The following is a 17,676-nucleotide window of genomic DNA, read 5'->3' as shown; positions in this document are numbered from 1 at the left end:
GGCCCCGGCCACGGTGCGGGCGGCGGCAGGTGAGGGTGAGGCGGCGGCATACCGTCTGCTGTTGCGGGCCCAGCCCGCGGACGCCGATGCGATGGCCACGGCACTGCGCGCCGTGCGGGCCGAACGCAGCGCCCGCAAGGAGCCCGACTCGCTGCGGATCCGAGTCGGCCTGACCGACCCCGACTGACCGCAGGCAGGGCGTGCGCAGCGGTCCGCCAACTACAGGAAGTCCCTGTGGGACTGGATCGCCAACGGGGGATCGCGCCTTGACTGCGAGTTCGTGTCGTCGGCGGCCCGGGTTGTCCACAGGGGAGCGCCGGATCGCTGGCCGGATCGGCCGAATGACGACAGAGTGCATGGCATGTCCGTGGTCGGCAGTGTGCGTGAGTTGGGCGGATTCGCCATCCGCAGCCCATTGTGCGCGCGCCACACCAAACGCCAGATCGCGGCGGCAGTTCGGCGGGGCGAGGTGCGCCGGCCCGGCCGCAACCGCTATGTGGTCCCCGAAGTGGACGACCAGCGCGCCTTCGCCCACGAACACTCGGCGATCCTTGGCGTCCTGAGTGCGGCGCTGGCTCGCGATTGGAAGGTCAAGTGGGTTCCGGACAAGCCATGGCTGATCGTGACGCCGGGGCGCAAGGCCGGTTCCGACCTGCGCGACCTGCGCGCCCAGGCCGCCCACATCTCCTGGGCGAAGGTCACCGAAGAGGAGCGCGCCGAGGGAATCACGGCGCCGCTACGCACTGTGATCGATTGCGTCCGGCTGCTCCCGTTCGACGAGGCCTTGGCCGTCGCGGATTCGGCTCTGAGATCTCGCGACCTCACCATCGCAGAACTCCGCACCGCTGCCAGTCGGAGCAAGGGCGCTGGGGCGGCCCGCGTTCGGCGGGTCTTGCTTGCGGCGGACGGGCGCGCGGAGAATCCGTTCGAGTCGGTGCTGCGGGCCATCGCTTCCGAGATCGACGGGCTGCACCTGGTTCCGCAGCTGCAGGTTGCCAAGCCGGGTCTGTTCGCGGTGGTCGACATCGGGGACCGTGACCGGAAGCTGGCCTTGGAGGCAGGGCTTGGAGTTTCACGGGACGAAGGAGGGTTTCCAGCGGCACGTGCGTCGTCACACCGAGCTGGGGATGTACGGCTGGCGCAGCCTGAGCTTCGTGTGGCCGGACGTGATGTACAAGCCGGCCTGGGTGCGGTGGGTGATCGAGACCTGGCTCGCGACGGAAGACGGTATGCCGTTGCCGGACATGCCCCCAGGCGCTCCGATCATCCGCGACCGCGCCGCGTGACCGCGGTCTCTGCCTGGCTGATCCTGGCGCCGGTATCCGCGAGGGCGGGCCACTGACGACACGACGTCCGCACGTGGCGGCGCTCGAGCGGGGGCGGCAGCACATCGTGGACTTCATGTAGTCGGGGGTCCGCGGTTGGGCCGCGGTGGGGCCACGAGGCATGGGCGGCACCCGCATACACTTCCGGGGTGCCCGTCCAGCCCATCCGCCTCTTCGGCGACCCCGTGCTGCGCACCCGCGCGGACGAGGTCGTCGACTTCGACAAGGAACTGCGCACCCTCGTCCAGGACCTGACCGACACCATGCTCGACGCTCCCGGTGCCGGGCTCGCGGCCCCGCAGATCGGGGTGGGGCTGCGGGTCTTCGTCTATCACGTCGACGATATCGTCGGTCACCTCATCAACCCCGAGCTCGCGCTGGGCGAGGAGGAGCAGGATGGACCCGAAGGCTGCCTGTCCTTCCCCGAATTGCGTTATGACACAAAGAGATCACTCAATGTGGTGGCGCGCGGCATGAACATGTGGGGCGAGCCGGTCTTCCTCGAGGGCACCGAGTTGCTCGCCCGCGCCATCCAGCACGAGACCGACCATCTCGACGGCATCCTCTTCATCGACCGGCTCGACCGGGAGACCCGCAAGCTCGCGATGAGGGCGATCCGGGAGGCGGAGTGGGGGCCGGGTGGGCCACCGGTCGTCAAGGTCTCACCGCACTCGACGTTCGGCCAAGCGTTGTGAACCGGGGTGCGATCTAGATGCGACTGATCTTCGCGGGCACGCCCGACGTGGCCCTGCCGGCCCTCGATGCCCTCGCGGCAACCGAGCACGTGATCGCGGCAGTGATCACCCGCCCCGACGCCCCCGCCGGGCGGGGCCGCAAACTGATCCCCTCGCCGGTGAAGGCTCGGGCTCTGGAGTTGAGGCTGGAGGTGTGGGAGCCGGCCCGGCTTAGCGACCAGGACTTCCTCAGTCGCCTGCGGGCCGCCGAGCCGGACCTGTGCCCCGTGGTCGCCTACGGCAACCTCATCCCGCAGGCGGCGCTCGACGTGCCCCGTCACGGCTGGGTGAATCTCCACTTCTCACTTTTGCCGGCATGGCGGGGCGCGGCGCCGGTGCAGCACGCCGTGATCGCGGGCGACGAGATCACGGGCGCCTCGACCTTCCTGATCGAGGCAGGGTTGGACACCGGGCCGGTCTACGGGTCGCTGACCGAGCCGGTGCGCCCGACCGACACCTCCGGCGACCTGCTCGGCCGGCTCGCGGATGCGGGCGCCGGCCTGTTGGTCGCGACCGTCGACGGGATCGCCCGCGGTGAACTCGTGCCCGTCCCGCAGCCCACCGACGGCGTCAGCCTGGCGCCCAAACTCGATGTCGCGGACGCCCGCATCGACTTCACCCACTCGGCGCTGGCGGTGGACCGGCGGATCCGGGGCTGCACCCCCGCCCCAGGGGCCTGGACGACCTTCCGTGGCGAGCGCCTCAAGCTTTACCCCGTGACGGTCGCGGCTGGGTCGGACTCCCCACTGGCCCCGGGGGAATTGCGCGCGAGCAAGTCCGCCGTCGAGGTGGGCACGGCCACCGTCCCCGTCACCCTAGGCCAGGTCCAGCCGCTGGGCAAGAAACCGATGCCGGCCGCCGACTGGGCCCGAGGCGTGCGCATCGAGCCTGGCGAACGACTGGGGAACTCGGCTTCCACCCGCCCGGCCGAGAGCGCCGGCTAAGTCCGACACCCGGCGCGCGCGGGGTCGTCAGATGTCGGACTCAACGACTCACTCGACGCGGCAGAGGCGGCGCAACTCCGCGGCGGTCTGGCCGGCGTGGGTGAGCGGGAAGGCATGGCTGGCGCGGGGGATCGTGACCACCCGGACGTCGGAGGAGGAGCGGGCGGCCGCGGCATACCGGCGCGTGTGCATCCGCAACTGGTCGAATTGCCCGGCGCACAACAGGATCGGGCAGGTCACCTCGGCGAGCTGGCTCGAGCTGCACTTCTCCGTGATCAGCGACCAGGCGGGCGTCACGCCGTCGAAGGCGTAGCCGCGGGCCAGGAGGGCGTCTGCCATGGCTGGCGGGGTGCCGAGTTTGCGCAGGTCGAAGTCGAGGATGCGGGTCATTCGCGCCGGCCCGAGCCGGCGGTTGATCCGCGCGATCGTGCGGTAGCTCGCCGACCCCATACCGCCCGGTTCGCCGGCGGCGCCCAGCAGGGCAAGCCCGGCGAGGCGGGTGGGGTGGTCCGCGGCATACGCTGCGGCGAGGTAGCCGCCGAGGCTGTGCCCGCCCAGCACCACCGGGAGATCGGTCCCAGCGACCGCCGCGTCGACGAGCGCCATCGTCGACTCCCACGTGAACGGCTCGTCGCGTCGTATGCCGTGGGCCGGCAGATCGGGCGTCACCAGTTCGATCCGGGGGCCGAGCAGGTCGGCATACCCGAGCCACTGGGCGGAGTTGAGTTGGGTGCCGTGCAGCAGGATCAGGCGGACGTCGGGCACCTTGTCATTGTGCCTGCGTCAACCGCCCGCGGCCGCGTTGGCGACGGGCGCCGGGCACTTCTGCCCCTTCGCCGGGGCGAGGACCTCGAAATGCCAGTACTCGTTGGCGTAGGCCTGGCACAGGCCGAACTTGACGCCATTCTTCTGCAGCCACACCGCGGCGGCATAGGGGCCTACATCGACCGCCTTGCCGAGCACGTGGTTCGACTTGTCCGGTGGCAGAACCCATTTCGAGGCCTCGGCTGCAGACCCATATTTCGCCACGGCATTGTCGAAGAGCACCTGCTGCTGCTCGGCGGTGCGGGCGCCGGAGGTGATGTCGATGGTGACGCCCTCCGCGGCAGCGGCCTCGCGGGCGCGGGTGATGGCCCGGGTGAGCTGGGCGTCCAGGCCCGTCGTCCCGACGTCGGGACCGGTGGGGGCGTGGTCGCTGGGGCCGGCCTGAGCATCCGCGGCCGTGGTCGACGGGCTGGCGGCCTCCTCGCGAGCGGCGAGGGCGTCGTTGTAACCGTTGATCACCGCCGCGCCGATGCCGCCCATGACGAGCAGCGGTATGCCGATTGCCGCCGCAGTCGCCCATCCCCGCCGGCGCTCGCGTTGCTTCCGCGGCGCGCCGTGGGTGGACTGGCGGGCGCGTTCGCGCTCGGCCGCCGGGTTGTAGGCGTTCGCGTAGGGATCGCGCAGTTCGATCTCGTCGCTCGTCGTCGTCACAAGGACCCTCCACATCGGTTCATGCCGAAGACAACGTATACCGGGTATGCGAGGTTTCCGTGGGCGCCACGCCGCACACGCGCGTCGACCCTTAGGCTTCTGGCCCGTGAGTGAGCAGCGTGGGCGCGGCGACGGGAGCCGCGCAGATGGGCGCCGTGGCGATCGCGACCGATCCGGAGGTGGCGGACGCGGCCGAGGTGGCCGGCCGCCGGAAGGAAGCGCGCGCCCTCACGGGCAAAGGTCCGCCCAGCGCCCGAGCCAACGTGGCCGCACCGGTGACCCCGCGCGGCTGGCGGCCTACACGGTCATGCGCTCCGTCGCCTCCGGCGGCTACGCCAATCTCGACCTGCCCAAGGAATTGCGCCAGCGGCGCCTGAGCGGGCGGGATGCCGCGTTCGCGACCGAACTGACATACGGCGCAACACGATTGCGCGGCATCTATGACCGCATCATCGAGATCGCAGCGGACCGGCCGATCGCGCGCATCGACGGGGGAGTCCTCGACACGCTGCGGCTCGGTGCCCATCAACTGCTGGGTATGCGGGTGCCACCGCACGCGGCCGCCGACACGTCCGTCGCGCTGGCGCGCCAGGTCAACGGGGCAGGAGCGGCCGGCCTCGTCAACGCGGTCTTGCGCCGGATCAGCGAGGCCGATCTCGAGGAGTGGCTGACCCGGATCGTGCCGGCCGACGCCGACGCGACCACGAAAGCGGCCATCCAGCACTCACACCCCGAGTGGATCGCCAAGGCGTTGCGGCAGGCGCTCCTGGGGCATGGCGCGTCGACGCCGGCGACTGTCGATGCCGACCTGGCGGCGGTGCTGGCGGCCGACAACGCTGCGGCGGAGGTCAACCTGGTCGCGCGCCCCGGGTTGGTGACGGTCGAGGAGTTGGCCGTCGACGGAGCAACGGCGCACCCGCACGTGCCGACAGCCGCGTTGTTGCCCAGCGGTGACCCGGGCCAAGTGGCAGCCGTCCGTGACGGCCGCGCGGCGGTGCAGGACGCGGGTTCGCAGGTCGTCGCCCTCACGCTCGCGGCCGCACCCCTCGTCAGAGCGGCTCGCGGGCGCGAACGCTGGCTGGACCTGTGCGCCGGCCCCGGAGGCAAGGCGGGTTTGCTCGCCGCGCTCGCGATCGAGCAGCGAGCGGACCTGGTCGCCAACGAGGTTCAGCCGCACCGAGCGGAACTGGTCGCCGCGACGCTGCGAGTGGCGAGCGAGCGTGCGGAGGGAGTCGGCCTGACGCTCGAGGTCCGCACCGGGGACGGGCGAGACTACGGAGTGGACGAGCCCGCGGCATACGACCGGATCCTCATCGACGCCCCGTGCACCGGACTTGGCGCGCTCCGGCGCCGCCCGGAGGCGCGCTGGCGCCGCCAGCCCTCCGATCTAGCCGCACTGGGATCTTTGCAGCGCGAGCTGCTCGCCAGCGCCCTCGACGCCCTCGCCCCCGGGGGCGTGGCGGTGTATGCGACGTGCAGCCCGCACCTCGCCGAGACCACCTTCGTCGTCGGGGACGTGCTCAAGAAGCGGTCCGATATCGAGCACCTCGACGCCCGGCCGGTCGTCGAGGAGGTCACCTGCGGATGGGGCGGGACGCTCGGGGCCGGCCCCGATGTCCAGCTGTGGCCCCATGACCACGGCACGGACGGGATGTTCCTGGCACTGCTGCGCAAGCAGGGCTGACGCCGGCCGTCGATAGGCTGGACGGGTGCAGATCTCACCGAGCATCCTGTCCGCCGACTTCGCCAATCTCGAGAGCGAACTCGACGCCATCGCCACGGCCGATTGGGCACACGTCGACGTCATGGACGGGCATTTCGTGCCCAATCTGACCATCGGCCTGCCGGTCGTCAAGCGGCTCGTCGAGGTCAGCCCGGTGCCGATCGACACCCACCTGATGATCGAGGACCCGGATCGTTGGGCGCCGATGTACGCCGAGCTGGGCGCCAAGTCGGTCACTTTCCACATCGAGGCGGCGCGCGAACCCCGCACTCTCGCAAAGAATTTGCGTGCGCTCGGCGCACGGGCGTCGATGGCGCTGAAGCCGGGCACGCCGTGGGCGCCGTATGCCGACCTGTTGCCCGAACTCGACATGGTGCTCGTCATGACGGTCGAGCCGGGCTTCGGGGGTCAGGCGTTCATGGCCGACCAGATGCCGAAGGTGCGCGAGGTTCGGGAGGCCGTGCGCCGGTTCGGGGGAGAGGTGTGGATCCAGGTCGACGGCGGCGTATCCGCCTCGACGATCGAGCAGTGCGTCGAGGCCGGCGCCGACGTCTTCGTCGCCGGGTCGGCCGTCTACAACGCCGACGACGCAGCCGCCAATATCGCCCACCTGCGCGAACTTGTTGCGGCCCACCCACATTGACAGCGAGCCTGATCCGCGGTCGTGTGCTAGGCCAGGGGCAGGTGCGGTGTCCCATCGACGTGCGCGGCGACGGGGATGGACGGGTATGCCGCCCGGTCCCCTCGACGTGTTCGGGATCGAGGTTCTCGCCGAGGACGCACGCCGATGCCTAGGGCCGTAGGGACTTTACGAAACCCATGACCTGAGATCGGACTTTGGACGGCCCGTCGTCCACGTCATAGAGCAGCTGTTGCGCGTGGCCCTCTCCGGGGGCCGACACGTACGTGACCAGGGTGGGAGCCTCATCGACGGCGGCCCGGACCCGGTCCTCATCCACGGAGGAGTCGGCTGGGTCGGCGACGATGAGCAGTGGCACGACGGCCGGAGCCTGATCCCACGCGCGTGCCGGTGACAGCGCCACCACTGCCACGACGCCCTCCGGCGGGTCCGCGGCGACGGCAATGGCCCGAGGGCCACCGGCGGAAGCCCCGATCACGACGACCCTTTCGGCCCCACGCTTTCTGATCTGCGCCACGGCAAGGTCAAGACCGTGCAGTTCCTGCACCGCCGCGTCGCAACCGCTCTCCCCGACACAGGCTTAGTCGTAGGCGAGAACCGTCAGGTCCTCATCGGCCATCCACTCGACTCGGCGGCCCAGGTGCACAGCCCGCGTCGTCCCGATCCGTGGATGAGGACGACCCCGAGCGCGCCGCGTCAGCCTGCGACGCCGTGAAGGCGGTCCGGCCCGCTGCCCATCCACAGGGGCGTCGACGCGCGCAGCGGGGTGCCGCAGCGGTCGCCGAGATCCGGAGTCTCCGTGGCCTGCGTGGCACTTCCCGGCGCCGGCTGGGTGGGTGCAGTGCTGTCGGCGAGCGTCGACGCGGAGGTTGACACCGGCGAAGGTGTCGATGACGACCCCGAATCCGGCGACCCGCACCCGGCCACCAGCACCAGCGCGCCACAGCAGACAATGACGTGCCAGTAGCGGTGAGCCCGATTGGGTTGCACCTGTCCATCCTGCCCGGACCGGCAGCCATTGGCGAGGGCTCGTCGTGGACTGCTCCACCAACCGGCCAAGAGCGGCATCAGGTGGTGCGCTCGGCCTCGGTCAGGTGCGGGGTCCAGTTGATCCGCACGGCAACGGGTGTGTTGCCGTAGGCCGCCTGCTCCTCGAGCAGGGTCACCGAGGTGTTGTCGATGTCGATCCAGCCGCCGATCGTGTCGATGCTCAGGAAGGCGCGCAGGAGATACTGCGTGAAGTGGCCGTGGGTCACGAGCGCGACGGCGTCGCGAGCCGCGGACCCTCCGGCAGTGCCCGAGTCCGTCGGCCAGAGGCTGGTATGCCGCTGGCGCACCTCCTCCAGAACGCGCGTCGCGCGGGCCAACCGTCCGTCAGCATTCTCGACATCCCCTCTCCACCAACCGCTTTCGTCGACATCGTCGGCGAGTTCCAGTCTCCGCGAGAGGCCGAGCAGCGCGGTGCGACCGGCCCCGGCATGGGGTGTGCGGGCGCCGGTGGCGGGGTCCTCGTCATACGGCCCGTCGGACTCGAAGATGTCGAGATGGCCCAAGGGCAGGTCCAGGGCATCGGCGAGCGGCGCGGCGGTCTGCACGGCGCGGGTCATCAGGCTGCAGTAGAGCGCCCCGATCCGCCAGGGCAAGACACCGTCCGCGACGGCCGCAGCCAGCTTTCGCGCCTGCTCATGTCCACGGTCGGTGAGCGGGGTATCCGGGTGCCGGCCCACGGAGCCGCCGGTTTGCTCCCAGATGAGGTTGTTGCCGGACTGCCCGTGACGGATCAGGATCAGACGCACGATTCACATCCCACCACATGCCGTCGCGGACACCGCCTCATCCGGCGCAGACGAGAGCGCGCAAGTCCGCCGCAGTCCGGCGCAGCCGGTCGGCCCGGTCCGGATCGAGCGACTCCACTTGCGCCGCAGCGGCATCCGCTTCGTCGGCCTCCGCCTGGACGAGGGAGCGCTGCTCTCGCTCGGACAGGTCGCGCCGAGCTGCATCAGCCGCCCCGACGCCGAGAGCGGCGTTCTCCACCGCACCCGCCCGGAAGTCCTCCGTGAGCGGCACCGCTTCGGCGTTCTCGATCCGTGCGAGCGCCGATCGCAGCGCACTCACCCGCTCTCGGTCGCGGGCCTTCATCGCCACGCCGAGTGCGGCGCGCAGCCGGTCGCGGACCGGAGCCGTCGGGGAAGTCACCCGAGGGAATCTACGGCGTGATGACGACCTTGTGCACGCACTTATCGGGCCGCAGAGCCTCCACGCACCTGCTGTTGGGGTTGACGGGCCACCGAACCTTCCGGCGTCGAATCGTGACCGGACCAGGGAGAGGTGAGGGTCGCCATACGGGCAGGTGAGGACGGGTGGGCGCAAGGGTGGTATTAGTAGGACCACGTGCTCCGGGGTCGGTGTAATTCCGAACCGGTGGTGATAGTCCACGACCCGTTGGCAGCCAGTCAGCGGTGGACCCGGTGTAATTCCGGGACCGACGGTGAAAGTCCGGATGGTAGGCAGCACGCAACCGAAGGCGGTTCCGCCCCGTCGGCGTCAGTAGGCGTCGGCGCGCGGCTCCCGCCTGAAGGTGCAGGTCCCCCGGAGTTCGTCCAGCGATAGCACCGAACACCGAAGGACGAACACCACATGTCATCGCTCGTCATGGCCGCCGCCGCGGACCAGAACATCTTCCAGCGGCTCATCGAGGCCGCCATCCCCATCGGGAAATACCAACTGCATTACCTCGAGTTGATCGGGGTCCTCATCGGCGTCGTCTCCGCCTATTTCGGCATGAAACGCCGCGTCTGGGCGTGGCCGGTCGGGATCACCGCCAACATCATGCTCTTCTTCGTCTACATCGGGGCCCTGGTCGCCGCGGACGAACGCATCCCGCTGTTCGGGCAGGCCGGGCGGCAGATCTTCTTCATTGCCACCAGCATCTATGGCTGGTGGCGGTGGAACGCCATCCGCAAGGCACGAGGTGCGGCCAGCGACGCCCCGGCCATCACGCCTCGCTGGGCGACCACCCGTGAGCGCATCGCGCTGGTCGTCGGTTGGCTGCTCGCCACCGTCGTCGCCCACCAGGTCTTCGTCTGGCTGTGGAACCTCTCGCCCAACCCGTACTGGACCCCGCAGTGGTGGTACTACTGGTGCGACGCCTGGATCTTCGTCGGCAGCTTCATCGCGACCTTCGCCATGGCCCGCGGCTGGAACGAGTTCTGGCTGGCGTGGATCGGTGTCGATCTGGTCGGCGTGCCGCTCGGGTTCGCGACGAACTACGTCCCGACCGCGGTCATGTACTCCTTCTACGGCCTCTTCGTGATCTATGGCTTCACCCAGTGGGTCAAGGCCTCCCGCCAGGAGGCCCCGACCGCCCAGGACCGCGAGGCCGTCCCCACCGCCGCCGGTTAGCCGCCACGTCGAGGAGGGTGAGGTCGAAGGACGCCGAGGTCAGCTCGCTACCCAGAAGGTGCGGGTGTTGGTGAAGGCGAGCAGGCCGGCGTCGGCGAGTTCGCGGCCATACCCTGATCGCTTGGTGCCCCCGAAGGGCACGCGTGGGTCGCTGGCGACGATCGCGTTGACGAAGGCCGCACCGCTGGTGATGCGGCGGGCCACGGCAACCGCATGTTCGGTCGCGCCGCTCCACACCGACAGGCCGAGGCCGTAGTCGGTGGAGTTGGCGAGTTCGACGGCGTGGTCGTCGTCACGGGCCGCGGTGATGGCTGCGACGGGGCCGAAGGTCTCCTCGTCGAAGGCGGCCATGCCAGGAGTGACTTCCGACCGGGCCGATGCGCAGGCCGTCCGGCAGCCACGCCGTCTATCAGGAGTTGCGCCGGCGAATCCTCCAGGAGGAGCTGGCTCCGGGTGAGCGCTTGCACGAATCGGCGCTCGCGGCCGATCTCGGGGTCAGCCGCACCCCCTATCGGGAGGCCGTGCGCCTGCTCATGGCCGAGGGGTTGCTCGACCAGCTCCCGACAGGCGGAGTCGTGGTCCGGGGGGTCTCGGCCCGTGACATCGAGGAGCTGTATGCCGTGCGTGCCGCATTGGAGGGGCTGATGGCCGCCTGCGCCGCCACTCGCGTCGACGCCGCCGCGGTCACCCGCCTCGAATCGCTTGTGGAACGCAATGCGCGCCTCGTCGATCTCCCGCAGGAGGCCGCGGAAGCGGGCCACGGACTGCATCTGGCCATCGCCGAGATCGCCGGAAACGATTGGGCCACGAAGCTGCACAGCCAGGTCGATGCCCAGATGTCCCGGTATCGCCACTACACGAACGAGACCCAGAAACGCCGCGAAGCCGCTCTGGATGAGCACCGGCGGATCGTGGAGGCGCTGCGCGCAGGCGACGCCGCGACTGCCCGATCCGCGGCCGAGTCCCATGTTCTCGCCGCTCGGGACACCGCCCTCGCCTCGATCGCCGGACGGCTGCGCGCCCAGCGATTCTGAGGCGACGTTCCCGCCCCACGCGCCGACACCGGGTACCTATGATCCGGGCATGGCAGTAGAGCTGATCCTGGTCCGACACGGCCAGTCCGAGGGCAATGTCGCGGCCGAGGCGGCAGATCGCGACCGGCTCGAGCAGATCGCGGCGCCGGCCCGCGACCCGGACGTCATGTTGTCCGAGACCGGCCGCACCCAGGCCGCGGCCGTCGGCGCCTATCTCAGCGCCCTGCCCGCGGACGAGCGCCCCGGCATCGTGTGGACCAGCCCTTATCAGCGAGCGCGGGAGACGGCCGAGATCGCGCTGCATGCGTATGACGCCGAACTCGACTTCCGCGTCGACGAGCGGCTGCGCGACCGCGACATGGGCATCACCGACATGCTGACCGGGGCAGGCATCCGGGCGAAGTATCCGGAGGAGGCCAAGCGCCGGGCGTGGATCGGCAAGTTCTACTACCGCCCGCCGGGTGGTGAGTCATGGGCGGACGTGGCCTTCCGGGTGCGCTCGGTCCTGACCGATCTCGCCAACAGCGAGAAGCACGATCGCGTCCTCGTCACCGCCCACGATGTCGTCATCCTGCTCTTCTGTTATGTCGCCGAAGGCATGGACGAGAAGGCGGTGCTCGAGCGCGCCACCACCAATGGGTTGCGCAATGCGGCCATCTGCCGGATCCGCCGCGACGAGGACTCCGCGACCGGCTGGACCGTCACGGCATACAACGAGGACTCCCACCTCCGCGACGCCGGGGTGGCGGTCACCAGCCAGCCCGGCGCCTCCGACGAGGTGGGGGCGACGTGAGCGGTTCCCCGAGGGGTATCCCCGAGCACGCGAGCGCTGGGACGGCAGACGCACCGCGTCTGGTCACCCCGGCGCTGCTGCGCGAATGGCCGCTGCCGGAGCCGACAGGGACCAAGCTCGGCCGCGGCCGGGTGGTGGTCGTCGGTGGCGCCCGCAAGACGCCCGGCGGCGCGATGCTCGGCGGCCTGGCGGCGTTGCGTATGGGGGCCGGCCGCCTCAGCCTCGCTGTCGCCGAAAGCGTTGCAGCGCAGGTGGCTGTGGCGATCCCGGAGTCGGGCGTGCATGGGCTGCGCGAGTCGGCGTCCGGGTCCGTCACCGGGGCGGGTGCAGCCGACATCCTCGCGCCGGAACTCGAGCACGCCGATGGGCTGCTCGTCGGCCCGGGGCTGGACGATCCGGCCGGCACCATCCGCCTGCTCGAGGAGGTGGTGCCGGTGTATGCCGCCGACCGGGCCATCGTCCTGGACGCCTTCGGCGCGACGGTTCTCCCCGATGTCGCCGACGGCTGCAGGAAGGCGTTGGCGGGTCGAACCTTGCTGACCCCCAACACGAATGAGCTCGCCCGGCTGGCGAGGCGCACGGAGTTGGACGAGGACGATGTGCCCGCTGCTGCGCTGCAGGTGGGGGAGGAGTTCGGCGCGATCGTCAGTTGCGGCGGCTGGATCACCGCGGACGGTGGTGTCTGGCGCATCACCACCGGCGACACGGGACTCGGGACCTCCGGCAGCGGTGACGTGCTCGCCGGTGCCGTCGTCGGGCTGGTGACCCGCGGCGTGGCCCCCTTGCCCGCGATGCTGTGGGCTACCTACATCCACGCTTCAGCGGGTGACCGGTTGGCGACGGAGTTCGGTCGCGTGGGTTACCTTGCAGGAGAACTGCTCCCGCAACTGCCGCGGGCGTTGCGGTTGCTGCGCGGGGACTGAGTCGGCAGGCTCCTCCGACGGCGGTGTCAGGAGAACTCACGCAGGATGAAGGGGATGGCGCCGCCGGCCCGCAGCAGGGTGGCCTCCGCGGTCGTCTCCACCGCCGCCGTTAGGGCGGGCTGGATGACGTCACCCGCAGCACGGCGAACTGTCAGCGCGACATCGTCGCCCGGGCGAAGACCGGCCGCGTCGGCGTCGATGTCGAATTCGTCGCCCGGCCGGATGACGCCGAGGCGGGCGCGGTCGGTGGGGGAGAGGATCAACGGGGCAGGATCCTCACCACGTCATCGACGGGGATGCTGAGGCGGCCGAGGAGGCAATGCGCCGCCACATCGCTGGCAGCCGCGGAGCCAAGGCGCTCACGCGCCGACGCTGGGACAGGGACCGGGGTCAGAGCGGACTGTAGCGCCGATCGGGGCGGCCGGTGGCCCCATAGCGGTGACGGACCTGTGCGCGCCCGGAGTCGACGAGGTGTTCGAGATAGCGGCGCGCACTCGAGCGCGACAGGCCTACCGCCTCGGCGCACTCCTGTGCCGAGATGTCCTCGGCGACATCGCGGAGCGCCTTGACGACCAGGTCGATCGTCTCGTTGCTGATGCCCTTGGGGGGCTCCTTGCCGATGCGGACCTGGCCGGGCCGGAAGAGCCGGTCGACGTCGTCCTGGTGGGCCTCGGTGACCGCGTCGACCTGGCTGCGGAAAACCGCATACTCGCTCAATCGCAGTCGCAGCGCGTGGATGTCGAACGGCTTGATCAGGTAGTGGAAGGCCCCGGCCTGTTGGGCGACCCGCAGCGTCTCGATGTCCCGGGCGGCCGACAGCATGAGCACGTCGGGGCCCACCCCCGCGGGCCGGCGCACGCCGAACTCGTCTGGGGCCTGATCGCCAGCCTGTTCATCGGCAACGCAATGCTGCTCGTGCTCAACCTGCCCCTGGCCGGCGTGTGGGCCCGTCTGCTGCTGATCCCGCGCCCCTACCTGTATGCCGCAATCCTCTTCTTCGCGGCGATCGGCGCCTATGCCGCCAACGGCTCGTCGACCGACCTCTGGCTGCTGCTCATCATCGGTGCCCTCGGCTTCCTGATGCGCCGCTTCGGCCTGCCGGTCCTCCCGACGATCGTCGGCGTCATCCTCGGCCCGATGTTCGAGTACGAGTTCCGCCAGGCCCTCCAGATCAGTAACGGCTCCCTCAAAGGCCTGGTCAACACCCCCTTCTCTATCCTCATCTATGTCATCAGCGCGCTGATCGTCATCGTGCCGATCGTCATCGAGCGCCGCCGCGCCGCCCGCGGCCAGGCTCCGCTCGAGGTCAGCCACGCCAATTTCGAAGGAGGCAACTGATATGGCCGTCGTCGTGGGCTATGTGCCCACGACCGAAGGGCGCGCCGCAATCGATTTCGCGATCGAGGAGGCCCGCCGCCGCGACACCCGGCTGGTGGTCCTCAACACCAGCAGCGGCAACTCGCTGGTCGATCGCCGCTACGCCGGTGACGCGGACCTGGATGAGCTGACCACCACGCTCGCCGCCTCCGGCGTCGAGTTCGAGATCAGTCAGTCGGTGACGGGCGGCAAGGACGCCTCGGACGCCGTGATCGATGTCGCCGAACAGGTCAACGCCGAGCTCATCGTCATCGGCCTGCGCCGGCGCACCCCGGTCGGCAAGCTCATCCTCGGCAGCCAGGCCCAGCGCATCCTGCTCGAGGCCGACTGTCCCGTCGTGAGCGCGAAGGCCACGCGCTGACCACGCGGCAGAGCGCCGCACCAAAAAGACCTAACAGAGCGCCGTCGTCCACCTCGTGGGCGGCGGCGTTCGGCATGTCGGTGGTCGCGCTTACCCTTGGTGCCCGTGAAGACCTTCGATCAGCTGTATGCCGAGTTGGCCGCCAAAGCGGTCGAGCGTCCGGAGGGGTCGGGCACCGTCGCCGCCCTCGACGCCGGCGTGCATGCGATCGGCAAGAAGATCGTCGAAGAGGCAGCCGAGGTCTGGATGGCCGCGGAATACGAGGGCCGGGACAAGACGGCCGAAGAGATCAGCCAGCTGCTCTATCACCTGCAGGTCCTCATGCTCGCCACCGGCGTCACCCCCGACGACGTCTACACCTATCTCTAGGACGGGTTTTCGTATGCTGCGCTTCGCCGTCCCCAACAAGGGTTCCCTTTCGGAGTCCGCGGTCGAGATGCTGCGCGAGGCGGGATATCGCACCCGCCGCGACAGCAAAGAACTGGTCGTCTCCGACGTCGACAACGACGTCGAGTTCTTCTACCTCCGCCCCCGCGACATCGCCGTCTATGTCGGCTCGGGCACCGTCGACGCCGGGATCACCGGCCGCGATCTGCTGCTCGACGCCGGGTCGGGGGCCGAGGAGGTCATGCCGCTCGGCTTCGGTGCCTCGACCTTCCGGTATGCCGCCCGCGCCGGCGATGTCACCGACGTCGCCGCGATCGCGGGCCGGCGGGTCGCCACGTCATACCCGGGGCTGGTCACCAAACACCTGGCGCAGGCGGGGGTGCAGGCGGACGTGGTGCGCCTCGACGGGGCGGTCGAGACCGCCATCACGCTCGGCGTGGCCGACGTCATCGCCGACGTCGTGGAGACCGGCACCACACTGCGCGCGCAGGGGCTGGCGCCGTTCGGCGAGCCGATCCTGAAGTCCGAGGCCGTCCTGATCCGCCGGCCCGGCACCAGCGAAGCGCAACAGTTCGAGGTCGTCCGACGCCGGCTCGTCGGCGTCGTGACGGCGCGCCACTACGTCATGCTCGATTACGACTGCCCCGCCGCTCTCGTCGACGCGGCCTGCCGGCTGACCCCGGGCCTGGAGAGCCCGACGGTCTCGCCGATGCACAATCCCGACTGGCTGGCCGTGCGCGCCATGGTCCCGCGGGCCCAGACCAACCGGGTCATGGATGCCCTCTACGACCTCGGTGCCCGGGCCATCCTGGTCACCGAGATCAGCGCCTGCCGGCTATGAACGCGCACGACACGACCCCTGCCCCCGACGCTCCGTTCGTCCCGCGGCGCGGCCGCCGCATGGCGTTGTCCGCCGCCGTTGCCGCGATCGTGCTGTTCGGTGTCATCGCGCTCCTCCTGCCCGGCCCCGACTCCGGCGGCCGGTGGGGGCCGTTGGACAAGCTCATGGTCTGGGGGCTCGGGCTGGCCATCGCGGCCTTGATGTATCGCTATACCCGCATCGCCGCCTGGCCCCAGGAGGACGGCCTCAAGGTGCGCAACCTGATGCTCACCCAGACGCTGCCCTGGTCGCACATCGAGGATGTCCGCTTCGGCGGGGGCGAGCCGTGGGTGCAGGCCGAGATGGTCGAGGGCGAGACGATCGCCGTCATGGCGATCCAGCGCGCCGACGGGGAATTCGGTGTGGCAGAAGCCCATCGGCTCGCCGCCCTGGTCCCCCCGCCGACAGGGCGGGCAGACGCCGGGCTAGGCGGGCTAGTCGGCGGCGTGCCCGCTTGTCCGCGGGGTGTCACGAGATGGGGTATCCAAGCGGCCGCATCCCCCGACTCCGGACACCAGGACCGCGTCGGTGTCACGACGTGGGCGATCGGGGCGGGATCATCGCCCATCTTGTGACAGACGGGCGGTTCGGCCGCCGAGCGGCGCGACAACCCGCCGCGCGGCCTGGGTCAGCGGACCGGCTCGAGGTCCGGGCCCAGGCGCGTGGTGACGACCACTTGCACGATCAGGAGAACGCTCAGCACCAGCCATACCGCGCGGAATCCGCCCGCGGCGTCGCGCACGACACCCATGACCGTCGGGCCGAAGGCGGCCACGGCATACCCGATCCCGAGACCCATCGCCGACAGCCGCGCGCTCGCGGCGGGACTCGCGGCGTAGCTCACCAGGAGCACCAGCCCGAGCGCGAACGCGGCACCCTGGCCGAGACCGAGCAACGCGCTCCATACCCAGGGCGCGGCGTCCGGGGCGAGCAGCACCCCCAGTTCGCCCGCGAGGGCGAACGCGACGGCCGGCAGGAGCAGCAGCCGGCGATCGCGGACCCGGTCGGCGAGCGCCGGCGCGACGAATCCCGCCACCATCTGCGTGGCGGTGAACACCGACAGCAGATAGCCCGCGCGGGCCCGGGTCCAGTCGTGGTCGACATATGTCGGGGCGAGCCAGGCGAGCGCGGAGTAGAACTGCCACGACTGCAGCGCGAGGTATGCCGTCAGGGTCACCGCGGTCGCGTGGCGCAGGGGGAGGCGGTGTGTCACCGCCGCCTCGTCGTCGGCGTCCACCCGAGGAGCCGTATGGTGCACGCGCCGGGACAGCGGTAGCCACAGCAGCAGCCCGGAGAGCGCGGGCAGGGCCCACACGGCGAGGGCGAGGGCCCAGGAGTCGAGGGCGTCGGCGAGCGGCACGCTGACCGCGGAGGCGAGACCGGCGGCGGCCATCATCGCGAACATGTACGCGCCGGTGACCACGCCCGCCCGGTGCGGCGGGAACAGGTGCTGGACCAGGCCGGGCAGGAGGGTCCCGGCGATGGCGATGCCGACCCCGCGAGGAGGGTCCCGGCATACAGTGGCCAGGTGTGGGTGCCGTAGGCGCGCAGCGCGGAGCCGACGGCGATGGCGAGCACCCCGGCGGAGATCGGCGTCGCCGACCCGAGGCGCGCGGCGAGCCGGTGGGCGAGCGGCGCGAACACTCCCATACACAACACCGGCAGCGCCGTCAGCGC

24 protein-coding genes, 1 pseudogene and 1 riboswitch are annotated in these 17,676 nt (G+C 70.5%); of the genes and pseudogenes, 15 read left to right on the top strand and 10 right to left on the bottom strand.

The genetic code is table 11. The annotated features are described in order from the left end of the window. The 4 genes from BN11_RS23360 to fmt form a co-directional block, all read left to right on the top strand. Positions 1–187 (top strand): hypothetical protein (locus BN11_RS23360; RefSeq protein WP_201329199.1); only part of this gene is annotated, 187 nt, incomplete at its 5' end. Positions 188–361: 174 nt separating this feature from the next. Then, positions 362–1,342 (top strand): hypothetical protein, encoded by a 981-nt coding sequence (locus BN11_RS02460; protein ID WP_048694021.1) that lies wholly within the window; start codon positions 362–364, stop codon positions 1,340–1,342. A gap of 132 nt (positions 1,343–1,474) precedes the next feature. Beyond that, positions 1,475–2,020, top strand: a complete 546-nt coding sequence (def, locus tag BN11_RS02455) for a peptide deformylase (RefSeq protein ID WP_048694018.1) — start codon at positions 1,475–1,477, stop codon at positions 2,018–2,020. Positions 2,021–2,037: 17 nt separating this feature from the next. Continuing rightward, on the top strand, positions 2,038–3,003 hold the full coding sequence (fmt, locus tag BN11_RS02450; protein WP_048694013.1) for a methionyl-tRNA formyltransferase: 966 nt from the start codon (positions 2,038–2,040) through the stop codon (positions 3,001–3,003). A 48-nt stretch (positions 3,004–3,051) separates the two neighbouring features. On the opposite strand, the gene BN11_RS02445 is transcribed toward fmt, so the two are convergent. Further along, positions 3,052–3,768, bottom strand: a complete 717-nt coding sequence (locus BN11_RS02445; RefSeq protein ID WP_048694009.1) for an alpha/beta fold hydrolase — start codon at positions 3,766–3,768, stop codon at positions 3,052–3,054. A gap of 18 nt (positions 3,769–3,786) precedes the next feature. Next, the gene (locus tag BN11_RS02440) at positions 3,787–4,479 is read right to left on the bottom strand and encodes a M15 family metallopeptidase (protein WP_201329198.1); all 693 of its coding nucleotides are present in this window, start codon (positions 4,477–4,479) and stop codon (positions 3,787–3,789) included. Between the two features lie 46 nt (positions 4,480–4,525). On the opposite strand from BN11_RS02440, the gene BN11_RS02435 reads away from it, so the two are divergent. Both BN11_RS02435 and rpe read left to right on the top strand, forming a co-directional pair. Next, positions 4,526–6,163, top strand: coding sequence for an RsmB/NOP family class I SAM-dependent RNA methyltransferase (locus BN11_RS02435; protein WP_157043933.1), 1,638 nt, complete (start codon positions 4,526–4,528; stop codon positions 6,161–6,163). Between the two features lie 25 nt (positions 6,164–6,188). Continuing rightward, positions 6,189–6,845, top strand: a complete 657-nt coding sequence (rpe, locus tag BN11_RS02430; protein ID WP_048694004.1) for a ribulose-phosphate 3-epimerase — start codon at positions 6,189–6,191, stop codon at positions 6,843–6,845. Positions 6,846–6,993: 148 nt separating this feature from the next. Here the strand turns inward: rpe and BN11_RS02425 are convergent, their stop codons facing one another. The 3 genes from BN11_RS02425 to BN11_RS02415 all read right to left on the bottom strand — a co-directional run bounded on the left by BN11_RS02425 (position 6,994) and on the right by BN11_RS02415 (position 9,038). Continuing rightward, on the bottom strand, positions 6,994–7,320 hold the full coding sequence (locus tag BN11_RS02425) for an alpha/beta fold hydrolase (RefSeq protein ID WP_157043932.1): 327 nt from the start codon (positions 7,318–7,320) through the stop codon (positions 6,994–6,996). A 589-nt stretch (positions 7,321–7,909) separates the two neighbouring features. Beyond that, positions 7,910–8,638: a histidine phosphatase family protein gene (locus tag BN11_RS02420; RefSeq protein ID WP_048693998.1), complete on the bottom strand. Its 729-nt coding sequence runs from the start codon at positions 8,636–8,638 to the stop codon at positions 7,910–7,912. Between the two features lie 37 nt (positions 8,639–8,675). Next, the gene (locus BN11_RS02415) at positions 8,676–9,038 is read right to left on the bottom strand and encodes a GatB/YqeY domain-containing protein (protein WP_201329197.1); all 363 of its coding nucleotides are present in this window, start codon (positions 9,036–9,038) and stop codon (positions 8,676–8,678) included. A gap of 192 nt (positions 9,039–9,230) precedes the next feature. Beyond that, positions 9,231–9,359, top strand: a riboswitch (FMN riboswitch). Between the two features lie 120 nt (positions 9,360–9,479). On the opposite strand from BN11_RS02415, the gene BN11_RS02410 reads away from it, so the two are divergent. Further along, on the top strand, positions 9,480–10,244 hold the full coding sequence (locus BN11_RS02410; RefSeq protein WP_048693994.1) for a nicotinamide mononucleotide transporter family protein: 765 nt from the start codon (positions 9,480–9,482) through the stop codon (positions 10,242–10,244). A gap of 39 nt (positions 10,245–10,283) precedes the next feature. On the opposite strand, the gene BN11_RS02405 is transcribed toward BN11_RS02410, so the two are convergent. Beyond that, on the bottom strand, positions 10,284–10,715 hold the full coding sequence (locus tag BN11_RS02405; protein ID WP_268807146.1) for an aldehyde dehydrogenase family protein: 432 nt from the start codon (positions 10,713–10,715) through the stop codon (positions 10,284–10,286). Here BN11_RS02405 and BN11_RS02400 point away from each other — a divergent pair. Genes BN11_RS02400 through BN11_RS02390 form a run of 3 tightly spaced genes read left to right on the top strand, consistent with a single transcriptional unit; the run spans position 10,622 to position 12,994 of the window. Then, the gene (locus tag BN11_RS02400) at positions 10,622–11,278 is read left to right on the top strand and encodes a GntR family transcriptional regulator (RefSeq protein ID WP_048693987.1); all 657 of its coding nucleotides are present in this window, start codon (positions 10,622–10,624) and stop codon (positions 11,276–11,278) included. The genes BN11_RS02405 and BN11_RS02400 overlap by 94 nt on opposite strands. A 49-nt stretch (positions 11,279–11,327) precedes the next feature. Then, positions 11,328–12,071: a histidine phosphatase family protein gene (locus BN11_RS02395; RefSeq protein WP_048693984.1), complete on the top strand. Its 744-nt coding sequence runs from the start codon at positions 11,328–11,330 to the stop codon at positions 12,069–12,071. Continuing rightward, positions 12,068–12,994: an ADP-dependent NAD(P)H-hydrate dehydratase gene (locus BN11_RS02390; protein ID WP_235435330.1), complete on the top strand. Its 927-nt coding sequence runs from the start codon at positions 12,068–12,070 to the stop codon at positions 12,992–12,994. Before BN11_RS02395 ends, BN11_RS02390 begins: the two co-directional genes overlap by 4 nt. A gap of 26 nt (positions 12,995–13,020) precedes the next feature. On the opposite strand, the gene BN11_RS02385 is transcribed toward BN11_RS02390, so the two are convergent. Together BN11_RS02385 and BN11_RS24980 are read right to left on the bottom strand one after the other, a co-directional pair. After that, complete coding sequence (locus tag BN11_RS02385; protein ID WP_048693981.1) at positions 13,021–13,257, bottom strand: hypothetical protein; 237 nt, start codon at positions 13,255–13,257, stop codon at positions 13,021–13,023. A 127-nt stretch (positions 13,258–13,384) separates the two neighbouring features. Further along, a complete protein-coding gene (locus BN11_RS24980; RefSeq protein ID WP_235435634.1) occupies positions 13,385–13,852 on the bottom strand; it encodes a helix-turn-helix domain-containing protein in 468 nt (155 codons plus the stop codon). A gap of 48 nt (positions 13,853–13,900) precedes the next feature. Here BN11_RS24980 and BN11_RS24975 point away from each other — a divergent pair, with 48 nt between their 5' ends. The 5 genes from BN11_RS24975 to BN11_RS02355 all read left to right on the top strand — a co-directional run bounded on the left by BN11_RS24975 (position 13,901) and on the right by BN11_RS02355 (position 16,574). After that, entirely contained in the window at positions 13,901–14,332 is a 432-nt protein-coding gene (locus tag BN11_RS24975) for a tripartite tricarboxylate transporter permease (RefSeq protein ID WP_048693978.1), read from the top strand. A 1-nt stretch (position 14,333) separates the two neighbouring features. Then, complete coding sequence (locus BN11_RS02370) at positions 14,334–14,732, top strand: universal stress protein (protein WP_048693976.1); 399 nt, start codon at positions 14,334–14,336, stop codon at positions 14,730–14,732. A gap of 105 nt (positions 14,733–14,837) precedes the next feature. Beyond that, complete coding sequence (locus BN11_RS02365) at positions 14,838–15,101, top strand: phosphoribosyl-ATP diphosphatase (protein WP_048693973.1); 264 nt, start codon at positions 14,838–14,840, stop codon at positions 15,099–15,101. 13 nt (positions 15,102–15,114) lie between these two features. Beyond that, positions 15,115–15,960: an ATP phosphoribosyltransferase gene (hisG, locus tag BN11_RS02360; protein WP_048693969.1), complete on the top strand. Its 846-nt coding sequence runs from the start codon at positions 15,115–15,117 to the stop codon at positions 15,958–15,960. Continuing rightward, positions 15,957–16,574 carry a PH domain-containing protein gene (locus BN11_RS02355; RefSeq protein ID WP_083433461.1) on the top strand — a complete coding sequence of 206 codons (618 nt, stop codon included), beginning with the start codon at positions 15,957–15,959 and terminating at the stop codon, positions 16,572–16,574. Before hisG ends, BN11_RS02355 begins: the two co-directional genes overlap by 4 nt. A 53-nt stretch (positions 16,575–16,627) precedes the next feature. Here the strand turns inward: BN11_RS02355 and BN11_RS02350 are convergent, their stop codons facing one another. Both BN11_RS02350 and BN11_RS22340 read right to left on the bottom strand, forming a co-directional pair. After that, entirely contained in the window at positions 16,628–17,422 is a 795-nt protein-coding gene (locus BN11_RS02350; protein WP_053083974.1) for an MFS transporter, read from the bottom strand. After that, positions 17,392–17,676 (bottom strand): annotated as a pseudogene (locus BN11_RS22340) (hypothetical protein); the annotation flags it as partial. The gene BN11_RS02350 and the pseudogene BN11_RS22340, both read right to left, overlap by 31 nt.

This window comes from Nostocoides australiense Ben110 (assembly GCF_001050535.1).
Taxonomy (GTDB): Bacteria; Actinomycetota; Actinomycetes; order Actinomycetales; family Dermatophilaceae; genus Nostocoides_A; species Nostocoides_A australiense.
Note: the sequence above shows the minus strand (reverse complement) of the source record. Positions and strands in the feature narration are given on the sequence as shown.

What these genes read in the sequence shown, in the direction of transcription:
- BN11_RS24975 (WP_048693978.1), top strand. Translation starts at nt 13,901, where the DNA reads ATGCTGCTCGTGCTCAACCTGCCCCTGGCCGGCGTGTGGGCCCGTCTG.
- hisG (WP_048693969.1), top strand. Translation starts at nt 15,115, where the DNA reads ATGCTGCGCTTCGCCGTCCCCAACAAGGGTTCCCTTTCGGAGTCCGCG.
- BN11_RS02400 (WP_048693987.1), top strand. Translation starts at nt 10,622, where the DNA reads ATGCGCAGGCCGTCCGGCAGCCACGCCGTCTATCAGGAGTTGCGCCGG.
- BN11_RS02410 (WP_048693994.1), top strand. Translation starts at nt 9,480, where the DNA reads ATGTCATCGCTCGTCATGGCCGCCGCCGCGGACCAGAACATCTTCCAG.
- BN11_RS02355 (WP_083433461.1), top strand. Translation starts at nt 15,957, where the DNA reads ATGAACGCGCACGACACGACCCCTGCCCCCGACGCTCCGTTCGTCCCG.
- BN11_RS02435 (WP_157043933.1), top strand. Translation starts at nt 4,526, where the DNA reads ATGCGAGGTTTCCGTGGGCGCCACGCCGCACACGCGCGTCGACCCTTA.
- BN11_RS02395 (WP_048693984.1), top strand. Translation starts at nt 11,328, where the DNA reads ATGGCAGTAGAGCTGATCCTGGTCCGACACGGCCAGTCCGAGGGCAAT.
- BN11_RS02460 (WP_048694021.1), top strand. Translation starts at nt 362, where the DNA reads ATGTCCGTGGTCGGCAGTGTGCGTGAGTTGGGCGGATTCGCCATCCGC.
- fmt (WP_048694013.1), top strand. Translation starts at nt 2,038, where the DNA reads ATGCGACTGATCTTCGCGGGCACGCCCGACGTGGCCCTGCCGGCCCTC.
- BN11_RS02370 (WP_048693976.1), top strand. Translation starts at nt 14,334, where the DNA reads ATGGCCGTCGTCGTGGGCTATGTGCCCACGACCGAAGGGCGCGCCGCA.